Here is an 18,872-nt window from a genome sequence, read left to right on the forward strand (position 1 = left end):
TCTATATTATAAATTGTTGCTTTTTATGGCTCAATAGAATCTAAATAATCTAACGCATCTTCAAATGTATTTATAGGGACGATATCCATATCTGTACCGATCGCCTCTGCTGTTGATAACGCGTCTTGATAATTAGAACCAGCTGCGCCTTCTTCGTCAGGAGCAAAGAAGATATCCGCACCAACTTCATCTGCGGCATATATTTTTTGCTTCACTCCTCCAATACGGCCAACATTTCCTTGTTCATCAATCGACCCTGTTCCGGCGATATGATAACCTTTCGTAATATCTTCCTCTAATAGTTGATTATATATTTCTAACGTGAACATCAATCCAGCTGATGGACCTCCAATTTGATCCGTATCAATTTCTACATCTGGATCATATATGAGTTCCCTATCTGTCACTGGATTAGCAATTCCAATTCCGCCACGCTCACCATCGGGATCGATTTCTTCTGGGAATGGTTGAACAGAAACGGTTGTTTCTTCGGTTTCTCCGTCCCGCTCAAATATGATATGGGCATCTTCTCCAATTTCATACTCACCTAATACAGAAAACAACGTTTCTACCTCCAAAACTTCTGTCCCATCAATTTCAACAATTCGATCACCTATTTCTAATTTCCCTTCTGCATCCATATCAGGAATTATCGTTGTAACTAAGACACCATAGTTTTCAAAAAAAGCTTCTTTACCAGCATATTCGTAAGCCACAAGCACTGCCAATTCTTGAGAACCTGTCATCATCATCATTTGTCGGTGATTATATTGTTCGTCTGTTTCACCTTCCGGACGTATTTGTTCTTCAGGTATTAATTCTCTTCTGTCACTTAATAAAGACCACACATAGTTCACTGAATTGGCTTTCCCCATTCTAATCGTTGTTAACATAAGTGACCCTTCAAAGTCATGTCTATCTTCTACTTCAATCACTTCACTTAAAACTTTTGCGTCTCCTGGAACAGTAAAATAATAAGGCAATTGAATAAAGTTAATTGCTATTAGTATAGAAAATAAAACAACCCATTTAATTATTGATTTATTTGAACGTCTCGCTGCTTCCCTCATTGTTTGACCCCTTCCAGTCGTCGATTAATTTTAAAATCATCGGCACGGCTTTTTCAGCCTCTTGTTTTCCTCGTTCTATAATTTCTCTAGCTTCTGTAAATTGGGTTGCATTGTATTGGTTTAACATTGGTCTAATCATGTAATCCAAATGTTTTTGACGATGAGTCATCATTTCTTTTTCCATAATGTCCATACTCTGCATAATGACATCATATATAGATGTAATCTCTGGAGTGGAATTAAAGTACGACACATCTGCAGCTATAACGATATCCGCACCCATTTGTTTTACAACGGAAACTGGAACTCTGTCAATCACTCCTCCATCGACAAATAGCTTTCCATCTATTTTTTCAGGCATAAATATCCCTGGGATAGCTATGCTTGCTCTAACTGCTTGGGCAATGTCTCCTTTAGTGAAAACGAAACGTTCCCCTTTTAATAAATCTGTTGCAATCACATGAACAGGCGGAGAAAGATCTTCTAACAATTTATCATTCACGAGTATTTTCACAAATTGTTTTGCTTTTTCACCTTTTATAAAACCCATTTTTGGAACAGTAAAATCAAAAATATATTTCCTTCGAAAGTGAATGGCTAACTTTTCGAGTAGTTCTGGGGAATATCCACTCCCATATAATACACCTATTAAAGCCCCCATGCTACTCCCCGAAATATAATCGATGGGGATTTTTGCATCTGCTAATACTCTTAATATTCCAATATGTGCATAACCTCTTGAACCTCCCGAACCTAAAGCTAAACCAATTTTTGGTCTCACTTCATCCCCTCCACTTATTCCAAATAAATATTTTTCAGGTCTAAATTCGGTCCATTTCGTATAGTTATTTATGGACAAGACTTAAACGTTAAGTAAGTGATGTGGGTTCAACTAATCGCCCATCTTTCATATAAAGGAGTCTTCCCATGTCCCGAATTGACCTAATTAAAACATTCGTTTACGCCGTTTCGGCTACTATGTTAGCTTTATGTTTTATGCTCTTTCCTAAAGAAGCTTATGAAGCTTCTGTTCGAGGGATGACAGTTTGGTGGGAAGTGGTCTTTCCATCTTTATTACCTTTTTTTATTTTATCAGACTTTCTCATTCGTTTTGGCGTTGTCTCTTTTATCGGTGCATTATTTGAGCCATTTATGCGTCCGTTGTTTAGAGTACCTGGTTCAGGCGGGTTTGTTTGGGCGATGGGACTTGCCTCAGGTTTTCCATCGGGTGCAAAATTCACTAGTCGACTTTGGGAGGAAGGTCACCTAACCCGATTTGAAGGAGAACGTCTCGTTTCCTTTAGCAATGCGTCAAACCCATTATTTATTTTTGGTGCTATCGCTGTCGGCTTTTTCCAAAATGCCGCCCTTGGCCTTTTATTAGCTACCTCTCATTATTGTGGAAATTTAATTGTTGGTTTTGTCATGCGTTTCCACGGTTCTAAACAAGAAAAATATGATTCCAAACACACCAAACCTTTATCTATAAATAAAGCTGTACAGAAGATGCATCAAGATCGCATGAACCAACATGAACCTTTTGGAAAAATGATGGGGGATGCGGTTCATTCCTCCATTCAAACCTTATTAATGATTGGCGGTTTTATGATTTTTTTCTCTGTCCTAAGTCAAATATTAGAACTTATTCATTTTTCCATGATATTTCGTTTTTTCATCTCCATTATACTTAATTGGGCGGAGATGCCCAAAGAATTAAGCCCTGGAATTATCGCTGGTTTGTTTGAAATTACAATTGGTAGTCAACGAATAAGTGATGTAACGAACGCATCTTTATTAGAACAAACTGTCATAACGAGTTTTATTTTAGCATTTAACGGTTTTAGTGTGCAGGCTCAAGTTGCCAGTATTCTTGCTAAAACAGAAATACGATTTTTCCCTTTTTTTATCGCACGTTGTTTACACGGAACATTTTCTGCCATTCTGACTTTTATGTTATTCAAACCGTTATACGAGGATAGAATAGATCAACAAACATTGCCAACAAGCAATCAACTAACTGCTGAACCAACAATGCAAATTTTTTTCGTTCATATGTATGAGTGGTTTACGATGTATGGAAGTTATATAACAATCATTTGCTTATCAGGATGGATCATTCTGTCAATAAACAGAAAAGATGAGAGCATCTAAGAATGCCCTCATCAAGTCTATCTAAAAAACTAGCTAAATTTTTTCTTCAATGCTTTTTCAACGATCGGAGGTACTAAATCGTCGATTGGAGCACCATATTTCGCCACTTCTTTCACAATACTTGAACTTAAGTATGAATATTTATTATTGGTCATCATAAAAAATGTTTCTACATTATCATCAAGTTTTCGATTAATAGCAGCCATCTGTAGCTCATACTCAAAGTCAGATACTGCACGAAGTCCTTTGATTATCGTATTAGCCCCCTTCTCCCTTACGTAATCAATTAATAGCCCGTTAAAGCTGTCTACTTCTACATTTTGTAATGATTTGGTCGATTCTCTTAATAAAGTCATTCGCTCATCTATCGTAAATAATGGTTGTTTTTTCTGATTGTTCAGTACAGATACGATGACATGGTCAAACACTTTTGCACCTCTAGAAATGATGTCCACATGACCTAAGGTTACTGGATCAAAACTCCCTGGTATTACAGCAATAGTCGTCATTCATAATCCTCCTCTTCGGCGTTTGAAAAAATTGTCACTGTCGTATCACCATATGTTTCTTGACGAATCACTTTGAACACAATTTGTTCATCTTCTATGGAAACTTTAGACGAGTGTTCTGCAACAATGTACCCACCATTTTTTAAAATATCATGCTCTCCAATAAACAATAATTCTAAAATTAGATTCTCTTTCGCATATGGTGGATCTAAAAAGATGAAATCAAACGAGCGTTCTTTCTTTTTAATCGCCTTTAGTGCTCGATTAGAATCCGTTCTAAATACTTCTGCTTTGTCTATAAGCTTTGCTTTATTCAAATTCGTATAAATCGTTTCCACCGCTTTTTTTTCACGATCAACAAAAACTACTTTGTCCATCCCACGACTGATCGCTTCTATGCCAATTGCACCGCTTCCAGCATATAAATCGAGCATGATGCCACCTTGGAAATAAGGGCCAATCATGTTAAAAATTGACTCTTTCACTTTATCTGCCGTTGGTCTGGTTGTATTTCCAGGAACACTTTTCAATGGCAAACCTTTTTTCTCTCCACTTATTATTCTCATCCATTCTCACCTATTTAAATTTTAATTATGTATACCTATCCTATCATAATCGATTCAATCAAAAAAATAAAAGAAAAAACTAGCTGCCCTGTTTCGCACTCTCTATCTAAAAACTATAAAGATACAAGTATAATCATATAAAATTTGTTCATAATAACAGTAGCAGCATGAATGACCATGTTGCGGACAACCGCGGAGAAGGCTTACGTTTCCCCATAAGCTCTTCCTCCGGTTTCTCCTCTCCCATTGCTTTGGCAGATAAGACGTTTAGCTATCGCCTTTCTGCTATAAGGCAGCCTGTAGCATTATGCTACAGGTTTTTTTTAGATAGAAGATTGATTAGAAAAACGAGGCTTGAGTGATTTTTATCAAGCCTCGTTTCCCTAATTATTACCTATTTTTATTGTATTGCGTGGCATGGCGTCTTTCACCGCAGGGTTTTCTACTGAAAGACTCTATCTCTTCTACATAGTGCCTTTCACAATCTACTTTTCCCGCCTAAAGGCTCTATCTCCTTCGCTGCTATTAGCGATATTACCGACACCAAATCTACGTTACTAATTAAAATAAAAAAACCTTCAGTTATCTGAAGGTTAAATTCCCATTTTATAGTCATCCTTTTTCGCTTTATCTGGAACAGAGTTTTGATATTCGGTCTTAATCCAAGGTCTCATTGACATAGAAACCTTTTTGACAAAATGAAAAGATTGTACTTTATTCATCGTTTCTTCCACTCGTTCTTCATCACAATACAAAATGACATATTTCATTTTTTTGGATACATAGTGGATATTTCCGAACCGTTTTAATTGTTTAACTTGTTTTAGAGATTGCACCCAAATAGCTAAACCAACACGACTGGTGACCATAAAAATTTCTCCTTTTCTTTTGACTCAAAATAAATTTCTTTACCTTCTGTCAGTGTTAACCACAACCACAGCTTCCACCTGAACCACAGCCTCCGGCGCAACTAGATGATTGATCGAAGAATGGGTTACCTGAAGGAACTTTAATTTGCGGTGAAACAGCGTGAGCAATAATTTGACACACTTCATTCAACAAATCTTCTAGTTCTTTCTCTTTAGCTTTAAACTCTGCAATTAATGGATGAGTATCAAGTTTTCGCTTGTACTCTCTAACTTCAGCAGTAATTTTATGAAAGTCTGGATGATACTTACCAAACCGTTGTACTTCTTCATATTGATCTTTTAACCCTTGAAAATGTAATAGCATGTCTTGAGCTTCAGAGCTACGTTGAACTTTCTTTTTTACTACTATATATTCATTGAAAACATCCGAAGAAAGGATGGTTTCACTAAAATCATGAGACTCCTGGAGAATATTGACATCTGTCATTGTTGTCGTCATCTTTTAGCACCTCCGTTTTACGATTATATCATGAATAAACTATGAGCGAAACTGCTGTATGTATACAAAGTCCAGCTCTACCTTAACTAGCTCATTCCATTACGTCAATGGCTTTTGACAAACTGTAATCTGCTAAATCAAGTTCCATTTGCTCTCCTAGTGCTAGCATGGCCAACTGCTGACCAAGATATGGCCCTGCTGTTAAGCCAGAAGCACCTAGTCCGTTAGCAATAAGTAACCCACTATACGGTGGCCACTCTCCCATTACTGGTATCGAGTCAGGTGTAATCGGACGAAAACCAACCCTCGTCTCTATAAATGTACTTTCAGTTAATCCCGGTGCCGTTTCTAACATTTTTTCGATGACTTCTTGGACCCCACCTGCAGTAACTCGATAGTCGAAACCGGCATGATCTTCATGAGTCGCACCAGCCACGATTCTTCCATCTTTAAAAGACAGCAAGTAATGATTTCCTGGTGGGATCACAACTGGCCATTTGTCTGTCACTGCACCTCGTAAATCAACATGTACAATTTGAGCCTTTTGTGGTCTGAGGTTAAAGTTCAAATGAAGAGGAGCAAGGATTTCTTTGGCCCAAGCTCCAGCCGTCACAATCACTTTGTCAGAGTAAAATTTACCCTCAGTCGTCTGAACCCCTTTAACGACTTGCCCCTCTTCTATAAGTGACGCGTTTCCACTAATGTACGTAGCTCCATATCCTTTTGCAGCTCGAATAAGCGATTGGCACAACAATTGACCGTTCACTCTCGCAGCACCACCAATGTGAATGGCACCATATGATAGGCTCAAAGGGGGAAACAACTCGCGCGCTTCCATTGGAGAAAGTTTACTTATCTCTCCCATTTCTGGAGCCGTTTCTTTTCTTTTATTCGCAATAGCTAAAACTTGATTTAATTTTTCTTCATTTTCATGTAAACGAATGGCACCAACTTGAGCATAACCCGTGTCCTTTTCTCCTAAAGACTTTAGTTCATTAACCAACGAAGGATAGTATGTTGCCCCTCTTTTCACAAGGTTATACCAAGATTTATTTCGTCTCCTCGTTAACCATGGACAAATAATTCCAGCTGCTGCTGCAGTTGCTTGACCAGAGTCATCCCGGTCAATGATCGTTACTTTGACTCCTGTTTTAGCTAAATGGTACGCCGTAGAAGCTCCTAAAATACCTGCTCCAACTACAATATATGATTTCACTGACAACACAACACCTTTTTACATTTTATTGGTTTGATCAAAGTTCCTTATTGCTTTTATGAAAATATAACTATTACTGTTTGTCCAAAATAGTAACGGAAAAAACGAACCATACGAGCCTCAAAATAGCGAAGAGGTTGCTCGGTGGTTCGTCAGCAGAAAATCTGGAACCTTTCATAATGGCTGTTTTCTATAGTAGTTTTAGTCCACGCCATTTACGTTGATTGATAAATTCATATCATCAACCTATACCTTATACTAGCTTTCATCAATGTATTAGAGCTAAGATTCATTCATTTGTCGCATCATTTCAATTACCATCATCGCCATATTCATATTATTATGAATTTGGTCAATTCTTTGCGTGAAGGTTTTTCCAAAATAAACTTTAGATTCCTGGATCATTTTTTCTAACAATTCTGGTTCTCTCCCTAACTTTCGATACCAAATAGGATTCATCCGTAAATAATGGTGAAGTTCAGGGCTTGATCGAATCCAATCATACACTTCTTTTCTCATTTCCCCTCCTCCTTCAACCCAAATCAGTCTTCACGAAAAGAAAAGGGCGGTGGCTGTTCTTGTTGTTGCTCTGGTCCTGGTTGGTGAGAAGGTGTCTGCTGTTTGAATTGACTAACAAGCTCTTGGATAGAACCCACGACGGTACTAAATTGCGCCAAGTGATGCTGGACATCATTTAAATTCATTTTCTTCAACATATTTAATAGTTCCATTTCCGTACTCGAATCCTCATCGTTTTCCTTGTTTTCACGACTTTCTTCAGCATCTTGATCGATGTCTTGAGACAAGTAAGAATCCCAGATTTCATCATCTTCTCCAAATAACATCCATTCCTCAAATAAATCTTGCAGCGACTTTTCACCAGAATGAACGTCTCTTAACACGTGAGGATTTCCCTTGACGAAAATTTTAAATTTTTTTACATCTGGATGCAAGGATTCATTCACTTCCTCCACCTCTCTCATATTCAAATCAATATACTACATTATAATGAAAGAGTGTAGATGACGTGCGCCTAATTTCATCAAGGCGAAATAAAATTTTGCGTATAGTAATCTTCATATACACCAACTCCTAAATGAGTCAAGTCATCATTTAACAGATTAACACGATGCCCTTCACTATTAAGCCAACCTTCTACCGCAGCAATACCGTCTACATATTTTGCTGCTATGTTTTCTGCTGCCATTCGATATGATACGTCCTGCTTAATTAAACGATCCGACAATTCCCCTTCATTTTCAGAAGTATGAGAGAAATAGTTAAGTTCGTACATTTCTTCACTGTGCAAAAATGCTGTTTGAGCAGCGCCATCATGCCATGCTAACGAACTCAAATCGTGCTTTCTTCGAATTCCATTTGTCAGCTCCAAGATTTGTTTTGCTTGCCCATATTGCCAAGATTCTATTTTTTCACCCTCTAAACTTTCTTTTTCAGGAAGGTCCCCATTATAAGAAAGTGAATAGGGACGTTGGACTAGAAGGGTATTTTCGTCTAGATAGCGAACAGATGATAATTCACCAGTGAATTTATCAAAATAAAACTGGGCCCAAACCCCTTCATCCGTTTGAGCTAGAGGTCTCTCAACTAACTCTTCTTCTTTTAATTCAAAAGTGTATGAAGCAAGTGTTTTGGAGATGGTATTTTCTTGATTAAATTCGTAAATAGAAGAAACAATGTCGTAATGATCTCTCACTTCAAACTCACCTAGAAATACATTTTCACTATTTGTATATGCACTAACGACTTGATTATCTTTGTCTACACCAAACTGTTTGTGGTTCTCTTTTGAATAATATACATACCACTCGTATCCATAAGGCGTGGCATCTCGACGATCTGGCTCTCCAAAAACGTCTATGAGGTCATCTCTTTTTAGACCAATCCAATCATACAATGGTTGTCTTTCGTCGTTTTCACTTTCTACATCTCCTTCTGAAGAAAGCCTATTTCCAGACTCATTTTCTTCATCTGTCGTTTCTTCATCATTTCCAAGTATTTTATCTATTTGAACCATTTCCACTTCTTCTGAATCCATCGAATTCTGTGAAGTAATATCATCTAATAAGTTAACCCCTATAAAAGCGATCCCTATAATTAGTAATAATCCTATGGTAAATACAAATAATGACTTCAATCCATTCACCTCATTAACACGTTTCTTTTATAAATATTCAATCTTCATCTATCATCTAAATCCTACCACAAAAAAAGAGAAGGTATTCAAGATTTGCACTTGAATACTTTCTCTTTATATACAGATACATGTTCCACACCTTCTCAAATGTCCTCTTTAGAGGTGTGTTTACCCTTTAGACTAGATTATCACTCTCAATCCTAATACCTTGAAGAAAGATGTCTTCACCTTTCATTCTCAGATCCATTTATCAAATGCGTTTTCTAATGGTGATATTGAGGTTGTTCAGAGATCTCAGATAAAGCGATCGCTGCCTCATGTTCTGTACTTGTGTGAACAGCTAAGTCACCTAAAGATACAATCCCTACTAAATTTTCTCCTTCAACAATTGGTAATCGTCGGATTTGATTTTCAGCCATTAACTTTGCAGCTTCCCCTATTTCCATATCTTGAGGAGCAGTATAAAGATGTTCACTCATCACCTCTTGTAAAGATGAAGAATTTGGTCGTTTTTCGGCAACACCTCTTACGACTATATCTCTGTCTGTAATCATACCTATTAATTTAGATCCTTCACAAATAGGTATTGCACCTACATGATCGTTTTTCATTTTTAGCGCCGCTTCAAAAACATTATCTTCTGGTGTACACGTATCAACACTTCCAGTCATAATTTCTTTTAACGTTGTCATTTTTATTCCTCCTCATTTTTAGATTCAATTAATAGCCTATCCACTTTTCAAGAAAATATTTTTCCATGTTTTAACGTGGTATCGTTGCAACGAAAGTGAATTCGTAATATTATAAGGTAGAGTGAAGAAAGACTGATTTCAGGGAGGTAACAAAATGAAATTTGAGGAAACAGGACTTGAAGGCATTATAATTGAATTCCAAGCTTTAGAAGAAATCATGGAAGCTGCAGGATTTGATAACCAGTTTGATTATGAGCGGATAACTTTTGATTATAAAATGATTGATCAAGTTTATGATCATATTTACTATTTGCGAGTACCAGCTCATGTTGAAGACGGCGAATTACCATCTCCATATAGCACTGTTAAAATGATGGTTCCATATGTAGGTAAGCACTACTATCCACACGGTGTTGAATATGATGAGGAATTCCCAAAACACATTGTAGACAAATGCACGAAAAGACTTGAAAATTTGTTTGAAAAAGTAAAAAAAGAAGCTCTCTAAATATCTTTTCCTTACATAGAAATACGTTAGAAATAGAACCAGTGTCAATGACGGCTACTATTTCTTGAGGATTTTTAATTTGATATGAACATTCATCATATTAATTAGTGAGTTATTAAGAAGCCAATGGGTCCCTTATTCAGAAAAATATCGTCCCGTATGATATATATATGTTGTGACTTTGTTCTGGATAAGGTATCCCTTCGGTCAGTCTAAATCATTATGTTGACTAGTTTATCATTTGCTTTCGATTCATTGAAATTAGGCCTCTTCTTACCTAATGTTATTTGCATCGAAAGCTTTTTACAATTATATGAGAAAGAGGTTGTATATAATTTTTGTGTTTTCTTGCGGTACCGGTTAGCAGCAATAACATTATTTACAGTTTGATATCCATTCCATTATTGAACGAGAAAGGGGCATTCCTTTGACATCTCAGACAAAAAGAAAATATATCTACATAGCTGTTGGGATTTTAATTGCAGCCCTGATCATTTATTTCATTTTACCTGTGTCTGTTCCTATTATCTTTGCATTAATTACGGCTTTATTTTTAGCTCCTGCCGTAAACGGACTTGTTACTAAAGCTAAGCTCTCCCGTAATTTAGCTGTGTTTATTATATTCATTACGTTTTTACTCGTAATAAGCATTATCGGGTACTTCACATTAACAAGAGCATTAACACAAATAAATCAATTTGTAGAAAACCTTCCGATGACGATTAATGAAGTGAATATCGCATGGATGACGTTTTTGGAGAATTTAAGACTTCAATTCGATCATTACTCTCAAGACGTTGTTAATGAAATTGATAACGCTGTTACAAACCAACTATTGCAAATTAGAGATAGATTAGCTGAAATCAATATAATCGAGATGGCAACCAATGTTCTAGTTAGAGTTCCTTCTTACATTGTATCTTTACTTGTATATCTGATTGCGCTATACTTATTCTTATTAGATCTTCCAAGGTTAAAAACAAAGATTTTTTCTTATATGTCTGAAGAAACAGCTAAAAAAGTTAGCTTTATGGCGGCTAGATTATCGTATGTGATTTTCGGTTTTTTCAAGGCACAATTTCTTGTCAGTATCATCATTTTCATTGTGACATTCATTGGTTTGCTCATTATTGCACCAGAAGTCGCGTTGATTATGTCCATTATCATTTGGTTGATTGATTTTATTCCAATCATCGGTTCCATCGCTGTTTTAGCACCATGGGCTGGCTATTACTTAATAGCTGGGAATACAGCGGTGGCGGTTCAATTATTGGTCCTTGCAGGTATATTATTAACCATACGTCGAACAGTCGAACCTAAAGTAATGGGACACCACATTGGCTTATCACCATTAGCAACCCTGATCTCTTTATATATTGGATTAATGCTATTAGGTGCTGTTGGTTTTATTGTAGGGCCACTTGCCGTTATTTTATTTATGAGCGCTAAAGAAGCTGGAATTATTAAAATGAACTTTAAGATCTAACTAAAAAGTAGTTGTTGAGTAACTATGATTTCCTGAAGAAGACGTTGCTGTTATATGATTCTTCAACACTTTAAGCAAGGGTTTAAATATAAAACGGCTGTCAGCGAATGAAAATTCATCCTGACAGCCGTTTTATATTTTTTGAGGGCTATATTTCCTTAGTAGAAATTCATTTCGTATAGGGTAATTCCCTTACGTTTCACACTATACTCTTAAGCTAATGGTTTTTGAATATAGAAAACGTTAGCCAAATACATAAGCTAACGTTCAAAACTGACGTTAATTCTTTTCTATACGACACCTAAAATAGCTCGAAATATGTTTGTTGTTTCTCCAGGCGTGTAAATAATGTAAAGCAAAAAGTAGACAGCAATACCTGTTGTTGCTGAGATGAACCATATGATTGATGTAAATGGCCCAAGCTTTCGATGAAGTTTTAAATTATTTTTATATCCTGACACTAGTTGAACGATACCTAAACCTGCAGCAATAGTAGCCATTGTAATATGAAATAATAAAAAGATACGGTAATATGTTTCAACCCCTTCAGGTCCACCAAAAGCCGTACTACCAATAAAAAAAGTCTTCGACAAATATGTAGCAAAAAACACACTAGCTAATATAGCCGCCCAAAACATTGCTTTTTTATGAGCTTCCACTTTCCTATTTGCAATTAAATACCACCCGACAGCTACAAAAATGGCACTTAAGGCAATGAAAATCGTACTTATAAATGGCAAAAAAGTCGCCATAATTTCCCCCCTCACTCTCTGTTCAATCGTTATTAATACAAAGTTATTCTACCATATTTTTTTAAAATCGACGAAATAAACCTCTTCAATATAGTGACAAATGGAAAAGAGTACTTCCAATTAGGAAGTACTCTCTCCATAAGTCTAGTATTTCACTACTCCAATTAACAACATGAGGGCAGCAACAGTTAGTACAGCTATAAATAACCCTGACCATATCATGATGTTGACCCATGCTGTTCCCTTCTCATTCATATGCATGAAAAAGTAAAGCTGAAGAGTAACCTGAATAGCAGCTAATAATAGAATAAACGGGATTGCAAATCCACTAGGAATGGCATCACTTGCGATGGATAAAAAGGCCATCGACGTAATGAAAATCATTAATACAAAAGAAACAAGCTGCGTACGCATCTCTTTTTTAAGTTTTCGTTGTGTGTTCTTTGTTGGTTCTCCTTGTAAAGGAGCACTAGGATCTACATGTGAACTCATTTGCTCAACCTCCTATTCCTAATAAATATACAACAGTGAAGATAAACACCCAAACAACGTCAATAAAGTGCCAATACAATACCGCTGTATAAAACTTAGGAGCATTGGTTAATGTCAAACCAGATTTTCTGTAACGAATTAGTAATGTAGTAATCCACAGAACACCGAATAATACGTGAGCCCCGTGTGTTCCTACTAACGTGTAGAAAGCCGAAGCAAAGGCACTCGTAGAGAAACCTAAGCCTTGATGGTAATACTCATAAAACTCATAGATTTCAAATACTAGAAACGCAACGCCTAAAGCGACCGTTGCCCACATCCAAATAAGTAAACCTTTGTAATTACCACGCTTCATGTTAATAACAGCAAACACACTCGTTAAACTACTTGTTAATAAAATCATTGTCATAATAAATACAAGGTCTAAGTGGAATAAATCAGCTGGACCTGGTCCATCAAGGACCCCACTTCGTAAACCTAAATATGTTCCAAATAAGCTTCCAAATAAAACCGTTTCTCCACCTAAGAAAAACCAAAAACCTAAATACTTATTTCTACCTTCCAGTGTCGCCTTCTCCGGATTAGGAGGAAGGGTCTGCTGTTGTTCCATTGCTTCGTTTTCAGCCATGATTAACCCTCCTCCTTATCACGTTTAATTTCTTCAACTGGAATATGGTATCCATGGTCTTCTTTGATTGACCGAACAAACATGGATCCAAATGTAACACCTAAACCAGCGATGATCAATGGGATAACCATGTAGATAAACCCAAAACTAGCGATAATTAACCCTAGAGAAATTAATACTGGAAGGATCGTTCCATTTGGCATATGAATGTCACCTAACGGTTCTGCTGCTTTCATTTTACCGTCACCTTCATATTTTTCATACCAATAAGCATCTAAATCTCGCACAAGCGGTGTCTGCGCAAAGTTATACTCAGGTACTGGTGATGGCGTCGTCCACTCAAGTGTACGCCCATCCCATGGATCTGCTGCATTTTCTTTATTATTTGTTGAAACGAAGATATTAATTAAGAACAAGATGAACGCAATCGTCATTAAGAATGCACCCATTGTACTAATAAAGTTCATACTCTCTAGCCCTTGACCGCCTAAGTAAGAAGCAACACGTCGCTGCATACCCATTAGTCCTAAGAAATGCTGGACAAAGAAAGTAAGGTGGAACCCTGTTAAGAATAACCAGAAGAACCATTTTCCTAATGTTTCATTTAGACGATATCCGAACATCTTCGGCCACCAGTAGAATGCTCCACCGAACAAGCCTAGGACAACCCCACCGATAATAACGTAGTGAAAGTGGGCGACTACGAAATACGTATCATGAAACTGATAGTTCGCAGCACTTGTTGCTAACATAACACCTGTGACCCCACCCATAACAAAGGATGGAATAAAACCTAAAGCAAATAAATTTGCCGTTGTGAACTGAATACGCCCTCCCCAAAGGGTTAGTAGCCAGTTGAATATCTTGATCCCTGTCGGAACAGCAATGGCCATTGTAGCTACTGCAAATATTGCATTGGCAACTGGTCCCATTCCTACTGTAAACATGTGGTGAGCCCAAACCATGAATCCAAGGAAACCAATGATTAATGTTGCAAAAACCATTGCAGAATATCCAAACAATCGTTTTTTCGCAAATGTTGGAAGAATTTCTGAAAATATACCAAATGCTGGTAAAATTAAAATGTAAACTTCCGGGTGACCAAAAATCCAGAACAAATGTTGCCAAATAATAACGTTACCACCGAAGTCAACAGCGAAAAACGTTCCTCCAAATAATCGTTCAAGCATTAATAATAATAAACCAATTGTTAACGCTGGAAATGCAAACAGAATTAACATAGAAGCTACAAATGAACTCCAAGTAAATAATGGCATTCTCATCATGCTCATTCCTGGAGCACGCATATTAATAATTGTTACAAGGAAGTTAATACCACCAATTAGTGTCCCTAAACCACCTACTTGTAAACCTAGTACATAATAGTCAAGCCCATGACCAGGTGATTCACTAGATAATGGCACATAAGCGGTCCACCCTGCATCAGGTGCTCCACCAACAAACCAACTGACGTTTAATAATAATCCACCAAATAAAAACAGCCAAAAACCTAAAGCGTTTAAAAATGGAAACGCAACGTCACGAGCGCCTATTTGTAGTGGAATAATAAAGTTCATAAAACCAAATAACAGAGGCATGGCCGCCAAAAATATCATGGTTGTTCCATGCATCGTTAATAATTCATTAAATGTCTGTGCCTGAACAAATGAAAATTCAGGAAACATAAGCTGAATACGCATCAAAATTGCTTCTAAACCACCTAAGGCAAAGAAAAATGCGCCCCCGGCCAAATACATAATACCAATTTTTTTATGATCGACCGTTGTCAGCCAGTCCCAAATTACATTTTTAGACTGAGCCTTTTCATAAGACACGTTGTTATACCCCCTTTTACAACCTATTAATCTTCTAGTATTTTTAATTCATTGAGATATGCAATGAGTGCTTCCATTTCTTCGTCATTAATTGCATCATGGTTGAAATTAGGCATCTCATTTCCTGGCTTGTATTCTTGTGTATCTCTGAGCCAAGCTTCTAAATTTTCATCGGTAGGGTCCAAATACCCTGCTAAAGCTTCTCGTTCACCATAGTTTGTTAAGTTAGGCCCAGTATTTCCACCTTCATCACCAACTGCGTGACAACTAATACAGCTTTGCTCGAATACTCCGCGACCATCAACAGCAACTTCCCCTTCTGGGTCTGTTACTTGTTCAGGTGGTTCTGCCATATTTGTCGCCCAAGTATCAAAAGTATCTGGGTCTACTGCAATGACTTTGAAATCCATTTGCCAATGAGATGGGCCACAAAGTTCTGTACATTTACCCATGTAAACACCCTCTTCTGGTGCTTCAAACCACATGTCATTTTCAATTCCAGGCACATTATCTTGTTTACCTGCTAAAGCCGGCACCCAAAATGAATGAATGACATCCGAAGACTGAAGATTAATAATGATTCTTGTGTCTGTTGGAATGTACATCTCTTGGCCTGAAGTAATTTCATATTCAGGATAGTCGAATTCCCACCAAAATTGGTGAGCTGTAACATCAATTGTTATATGATCTATTTCTTCTCCTTCTCCCGCTTCTTCATCAGTAACTCCAACGTCTGCTAACGTGAACGTATCCATCACGTTCGGAATAGCTAGCATTAAGAGTAATAGAATCGGAATTGTTGTCCAGATTATTTCTAGCGTACGATTTCCGTGTACTTGCTTAGGAATATGAGTATCTCCTGGCTTTTCTCGGAAACGGTAAATAACAAAAATGTAAATAGAAAACACAATGACCATGACAAATATCATAATATACAAGCTAAGCTGGATTAAGGAATACTGCATTTCTGCAACAGGTCCTTGCGGATCAAGAGCTGATAAATTTTCAACTCCGCAACCAGTCATCAGCAAGATGAAAGATATCGGAAGTAGTCGCCATATATACTTCATCTCGTCTCAAACCCCTCTTTCTGTAGTGAATATTTTTTTAAAACATGTGAACAATAACCATCAGGACAAACATAATTGTTAAATAATTCAACGAGTAAATAAACATTTGATTTGCCCATTTTAAGTCATCTTTCATCTTTAAGCCCGCTAATCCTAAAACTAGCCAACCTCCCCCTAATACTACTGCTGCAACAGTATAAACTACCCCGAAGTCAGCTATAAACAGTGATACAGGAATCAATGCCGCTACATACCAAATAATCTGCCGCTTCGTAAAAGCAAATCCAGCTACAACAGGTAACATCGGTATCCCAGCTGCTTTATACTCATCGGATCGTTTCATTGCAAGAGCTAAAAAGTGTGGTGGTTGCCATACAAACATGATTAAAAACATCGCCCATGCGTAAGGATGTAATCCCGGATCAATCGCTGCCCATCCAATAAGTGGAGGCACAGCACCTGCAAAACTACCGACAATAGTGTTCAATGTTGTTGTTCTTTTCGTCCACATGGAGTAAAGAACAACATAAGTAATTAAACCAGCCACACCTATGACGGCTGCTGAAAAAGTCGTCATTGCGAGAAAAGCTGTTCCCCCTATTGAAAGAGCGAGACCATACGTCAATGTTTGTTTTCCTGTTAACTGTCCGTTCACAGTTGGACGAGCTTTCGTACGTTCCATTAAATGATCTATATCTCGGTCAATATAATTATTAAGTGCACAACCACCGGCTATTATTAATGCTGCTCCCAATAATGCTAGTAACGCATTTAAAGGATCATTCCCCAAAGTTGTACCTGTATAATAAGCTGCTAAGTAAAGACCCGCAAATGTTGTAATCAGATTAGACATCACAATCCCAGTTTTTGAGATAGCCAAATATTCTCTCCAACCAGCCTGTTTTACTTGTTCATTATTTTGAACGTGGCTGATTGTTTGCGCTGAAGATATCGTGGTCATTTTACTCAATTCATTCACCCCCCCATATTATTCTTCTTCTCATAATCAAACCATGTTTCCTTATTCAAGTCTAACAATTTGCTTTGATAAATCTAATTAAATAGCGAGCAAATTATTATTCTCTAAAAACTTAAATAATATAGCGAAACGTTTATCGGTTTAAAAATTCACCATCCATTCACATTATAAAGGAAGATTCAGTGATTTTCATCACATTTTTTTCGCAACTTGTTCTAACCTCTCTTTTTCTTACTAAGTTTACACAATAAACCACGTTATTACTATGGTTATATTATATAGCATTTACTGAAATGATGGAAAGAAATATTTTTGGAAGTTTATATATGATCTGTAAGTGAAGTTTCGTTGACTTTTCAGTAAAGAATTCATAAAATGAAGAACGAGCTGTTATTTTTAGAAAGAAAAATTCAGATGATTTTTTAAAATAATTTTTATACTTTTTACTTTTAAAAGTATTTAAATAATAGAAAGACGGTGGGAAGATGCATCGGTTTTTACAAATATTCGGTATCATTACTACCTTTGGTATGCTTGTTGTGATTATCCAAGGTGCTTTAGTAACACAAACAGGTTCAGGGGATGCCTGTGGAGCTGAGTGGCCCCTATGCTACGGGCAATTAATTCCAGAAGACCCTACAATCGCAACTTTAATTGAGTACACACATAGGCTCGTTTCAGCCATCTTAGGATTGATGGTCATAACCCACTCTATCTGGAGCTGGAAAGCCCTTCGTAACATGAAAGAAACGAAACTTTTTGCCATTTTAGCCGTAGTTTTTATTATTTTTCAAGGTTTACTAGGTGCTGGAGCAGTCGTTTGGGGACAATCTAATGCCATTATGGCCTTACATTTTGGTTTTTCTCTCATATCATTTACTAGTGTTTTATTACTGACGATTCTCGCATTTGAAAAAGGTAAAGATAGACTTCATTTAGCTCCGAAAATATCGGATCGCTTGCGGAAATATATTTACTTTTCTTTAGTTTATATTTATATTGTTGTTTACACTGGTGCTTACGTGAAACATACCGACTCGGGTGCTGCTTGCACGGGATGGCCCCTTTGTAACGGAGAGATTATCCCAGTTTTAGAAGGAAGAACAGCTATACAATTTGGACATCGAGTAGCCGCAGGATTACTATTTATTGTTATTCTTATTACTTTTATTGTTGCTTTGAAACATTATCGCCATGAAAAACCATTTTTTTATTCAGCTTTCATCAGCTTTATTTTTATTACAATGCAAGTGATTAGTGGAGCGATTGTTATTTTTACCGGCTTCACACTAAACGCAACTTTGTTTCACGCATTTATGGTAAGTATATTGTTTGGAGCTGTTAGTTATACTGCATTACTAGCATACCGATCTAAAATCTAGGCTATGTTAAACG

Annotated in this window: 21 protein-coding genes; 4 read left to right on the forward strand and 17 right to left on the reverse strand. The window is 36.9% G+C overall.

Annotation, left to right across the window (positions count from 1 at the left end; genetic code table 11):
* Positions 1 to 23: 23 nt before the first annotated feature.
* Both QDN89_RS05535 and QDN89_RS05540 read right to left on the reverse strand, forming a co-directional pair.
* Complete coding sequence (locus QDN89_RS05535) at positions 24 to 1,070, reverse strand: SepM family pheromone-processing serine protease (RefSeq protein WP_280769098.1); 1,047 nt, start codon at positions 1,068 to 1,070, stop codon at positions 24 to 26.
* The gene (locus QDN89_RS05540; RefSeq protein WP_280769099.1) at positions 1,042 to 1,851 is read right to left on the reverse strand and encodes a patatin-like phospholipase family protein; all 810 of its coding nucleotides are present in this window, start codon (positions 1,849 to 1,851) and stop codon (positions 1,042 to 1,044) included. Before QDN89_RS05540 ends, QDN89_RS05535 begins: the two co-directional genes overlap by 29 nt.
* A gap of 146 nt (positions 1,852 to 1,997) precedes the next feature.
* Here QDN89_RS05540 and ylbJ point away from each other — a divergent pair, with 146 nt between their 5' ends.
* Positions 1,998 to 3,221, forward strand: coding sequence for a sporulation integral membrane protein YlbJ (ylbJ, locus tag QDN89_RS05545; protein WP_280769100.1), 1,224 nt, complete (start codon positions 1,998 to 2,000; stop codon positions 3,219 to 3,221).
* Positions 3,222 to 3,250: 29 nt separating this feature from the next.
* Here the strand turns inward: ylbJ and coaD are convergent, their stop codons facing one another.
* The 9 genes from coaD to QDN89_RS05590 all read right to left on the reverse strand — a co-directional run bounded on the left by coaD (position 3,251) and on the right by QDN89_RS05590 (position 9,727).
* The gene (gene coaD, locus QDN89_RS05550) at positions 3,251 to 3,730 is read right to left on the reverse strand and encodes a pantetheine-phosphate adenylyltransferase (RefSeq protein ID WP_280769102.1); all 480 of its coding nucleotides are present in this window, start codon (positions 3,728 to 3,730) and stop codon (positions 3,251 to 3,253) included.
* On the reverse strand, positions 3,727 to 4,296 hold the full coding sequence (rsmD, locus tag QDN89_RS05555; RefSeq protein ID WP_280769103.1) for a 16S rRNA (guanine(966)-N(2))-methyltransferase RsmD: 570 nt from the start codon (positions 4,294 to 4,296) through the stop codon (positions 3,727 to 3,729). The genes coaD and rsmD overlap by 4 nt, the downstream gene beginning before the upstream one ends.
* Positions 4,297 to 4,889: 593 nt before the next feature.
* Positions 4,890 to 5,165: a YlbG family protein gene (locus tag QDN89_RS05560; RefSeq protein ID WP_280769104.1), complete on the reverse strand. Its 276-nt coding sequence runs from the start codon at positions 5,163 to 5,165 to the stop codon at positions 4,890 to 4,892.
* A gap of 55 nt (positions 5,166 to 5,220) precedes the next feature.
* Positions 5,221 to 5,664 carry a YlbF/YmcA family competence regulator gene (locus tag QDN89_RS05565; protein ID WP_280769105.1) on the reverse strand — a complete coding sequence of 148 codons (444 nt, stop codon included), beginning with the start codon at positions 5,662 to 5,664 and terminating at the stop codon, positions 5,221 to 5,223.
* Positions 5,665 to 5,755: 91 nt separating this feature from the next.
* Positions 5,756 to 6,880 (reverse strand): NAD(P)/FAD-dependent oxidoreductase, encoded by a 1,125-nt coding sequence (locus QDN89_RS05570; RefSeq protein ID WP_280769106.1) that lies wholly within the window; start codon positions 6,878 to 6,880, stop codon positions 5,756 to 5,758.
* A gap of 282 nt (positions 6,881 to 7,162) precedes the next feature.
* Positions 7,163 to 7,399: a YlbE-like family protein gene (locus QDN89_RS05575; RefSeq protein WP_280769107.1), complete on the reverse strand. Its 237-nt coding sequence runs from the start codon at positions 7,397 to 7,399 to the stop codon at positions 7,163 to 7,165.
* A 23-nt stretch (positions 7,400 to 7,422) separates the two neighbouring features.
* Positions 7,423 to 7,845, reverse strand: coding sequence for a YlbD family protein (locus QDN89_RS05580; protein ID WP_280769108.1), 423 nt, complete (start codon positions 7,843 to 7,845; stop codon positions 7,423 to 7,425).
* A gap of 77 nt (positions 7,846 to 7,922) precedes the next feature.
* On the reverse strand, positions 7,923 to 9,035 hold the full coding sequence (locus tag QDN89_RS05585; protein ID WP_280769109.1) for a CAP domain-containing protein: 1,113 nt from the start codon (positions 9,033 to 9,035) through the stop codon (positions 7,923 to 7,925).
* 263 nt (positions 9,036 to 9,298) lie between these two features.
* Positions 9,299 to 9,727, reverse strand: a complete 429-nt coding sequence (locus QDN89_RS05590; RefSeq protein ID WP_280769110.1) for a CBS domain-containing protein — start codon at positions 9,725 to 9,727, stop codon at positions 9,299 to 9,301.
* A 154-nt stretch (positions 9,728 to 9,881) separates the two neighbouring features.
* Here QDN89_RS05590 and QDN89_RS05595 point away from each other — a divergent pair, with 154 nt between their 5' ends.
* Both QDN89_RS05595 and ytvI read left to right on the forward strand, forming a co-directional pair.
* Positions 9,882 to 10,235: a YugN family protein gene (locus QDN89_RS05595; RefSeq protein ID WP_280769111.1), complete on the forward strand. Its 354-nt coding sequence runs from the start codon at positions 9,882 to 9,884 to the stop codon at positions 10,233 to 10,235.
* Between the two features lie 427 nt (positions 10,236 to 10,662).
* Entirely contained in the window at positions 10,663 to 11,721 is a 1,059-nt protein-coding gene (ytvI, locus tag QDN89_RS05600) for a sporulation integral membrane protein YtvI (RefSeq protein ID WP_280769112.1), read from the forward strand.
* Between the two features lie 290 nt (positions 11,722 to 12,011).
* Here ytvI and QDN89_RS05605 read toward each other — a convergent pair whose 3' ends face one another.
* The 6 genes from QDN89_RS05605 to cyoE all read right to left on the reverse strand — a co-directional run bounded on the left by QDN89_RS05605 (position 12,012) and on the right by cyoE (position 17,459).
* Positions 12,012 to 12,473 (reverse strand): DUF420 domain-containing protein, encoded by a 462-nt coding sequence (locus QDN89_RS05605; RefSeq protein WP_280769113.1) that lies wholly within the window; start codon positions 12,471 to 12,473, stop codon positions 12,012 to 12,014.
* A 144-nt stretch (positions 12,474 to 12,617) separates the two neighbouring features.
* Positions 12,618 to 12,965, reverse strand: coding sequence for a cytochrome C oxidase subunit IV family protein (locus QDN89_RS05610; RefSeq protein WP_280769114.1), 348 nt, complete (start codon positions 12,963 to 12,965; stop codon positions 12,618 to 12,620).
* 4 nt (positions 12,966 to 12,969) lie between these two features.
* A complete protein-coding gene (locus QDN89_RS05615) occupies positions 12,970 to 13,593 on the reverse strand; it encodes a cytochrome (ubi)quinol oxidase subunit III (protein ID WP_280769115.1) in 624 nt (207 codons plus the stop codon).
* A 2-nt stretch (positions 13,594 to 13,595) separates the two neighbouring features.
* Entirely contained in the window at positions 13,596 to 15,350 is a 1,755-nt protein-coding gene (locus QDN89_RS05620) for a cbb3-type cytochrome c oxidase subunit I (RefSeq protein WP_425335379.1), read from the reverse strand.
* A gap of 104 nt (positions 15,351 to 15,454) precedes the next feature.
* A complete protein-coding gene (gene coxB / locus QDN89_RS05625) occupies positions 15,455 to 16,498 on the reverse strand; it encodes a cytochrome c oxidase subunit II (RefSeq protein WP_280769117.1) in 1,044 nt (347 codons plus the stop codon).
* Between the two features lie 37 nt (positions 16,499 to 16,535).
* Entirely contained in the window at positions 16,536 to 17,459 is a 924-nt protein-coding gene (cyoE, locus tag QDN89_RS05630) for a heme o synthase (RefSeq protein WP_280769370.1), read from the reverse strand.
* Between the two features lie 503 nt (positions 17,460 to 17,962).
* Here cyoE and QDN89_RS05635 point away from each other — a divergent pair.
* Positions 17,963 to 18,859, forward strand: a complete 897-nt coding sequence (locus QDN89_RS05635; RefSeq protein ID WP_280769118.1) for a COX15/CtaA family protein — start codon at positions 17,963 to 17,965, stop codon at positions 18,857 to 18,859.
* The last annotated feature ends 13 nt before the right edge of the window (positions 18,860 to 18,872 follow it).

The sequence above is a fragment of the Salipaludibacillus daqingensis genome, from assembly GCF_029891575.1.
GTDB classification, from domain to species: Bacteria; Bacillota; Bacilli; order Bacillales; family Salisediminibacteriaceae; genus Salipaludibacillus; species Salipaludibacillus daqingensis.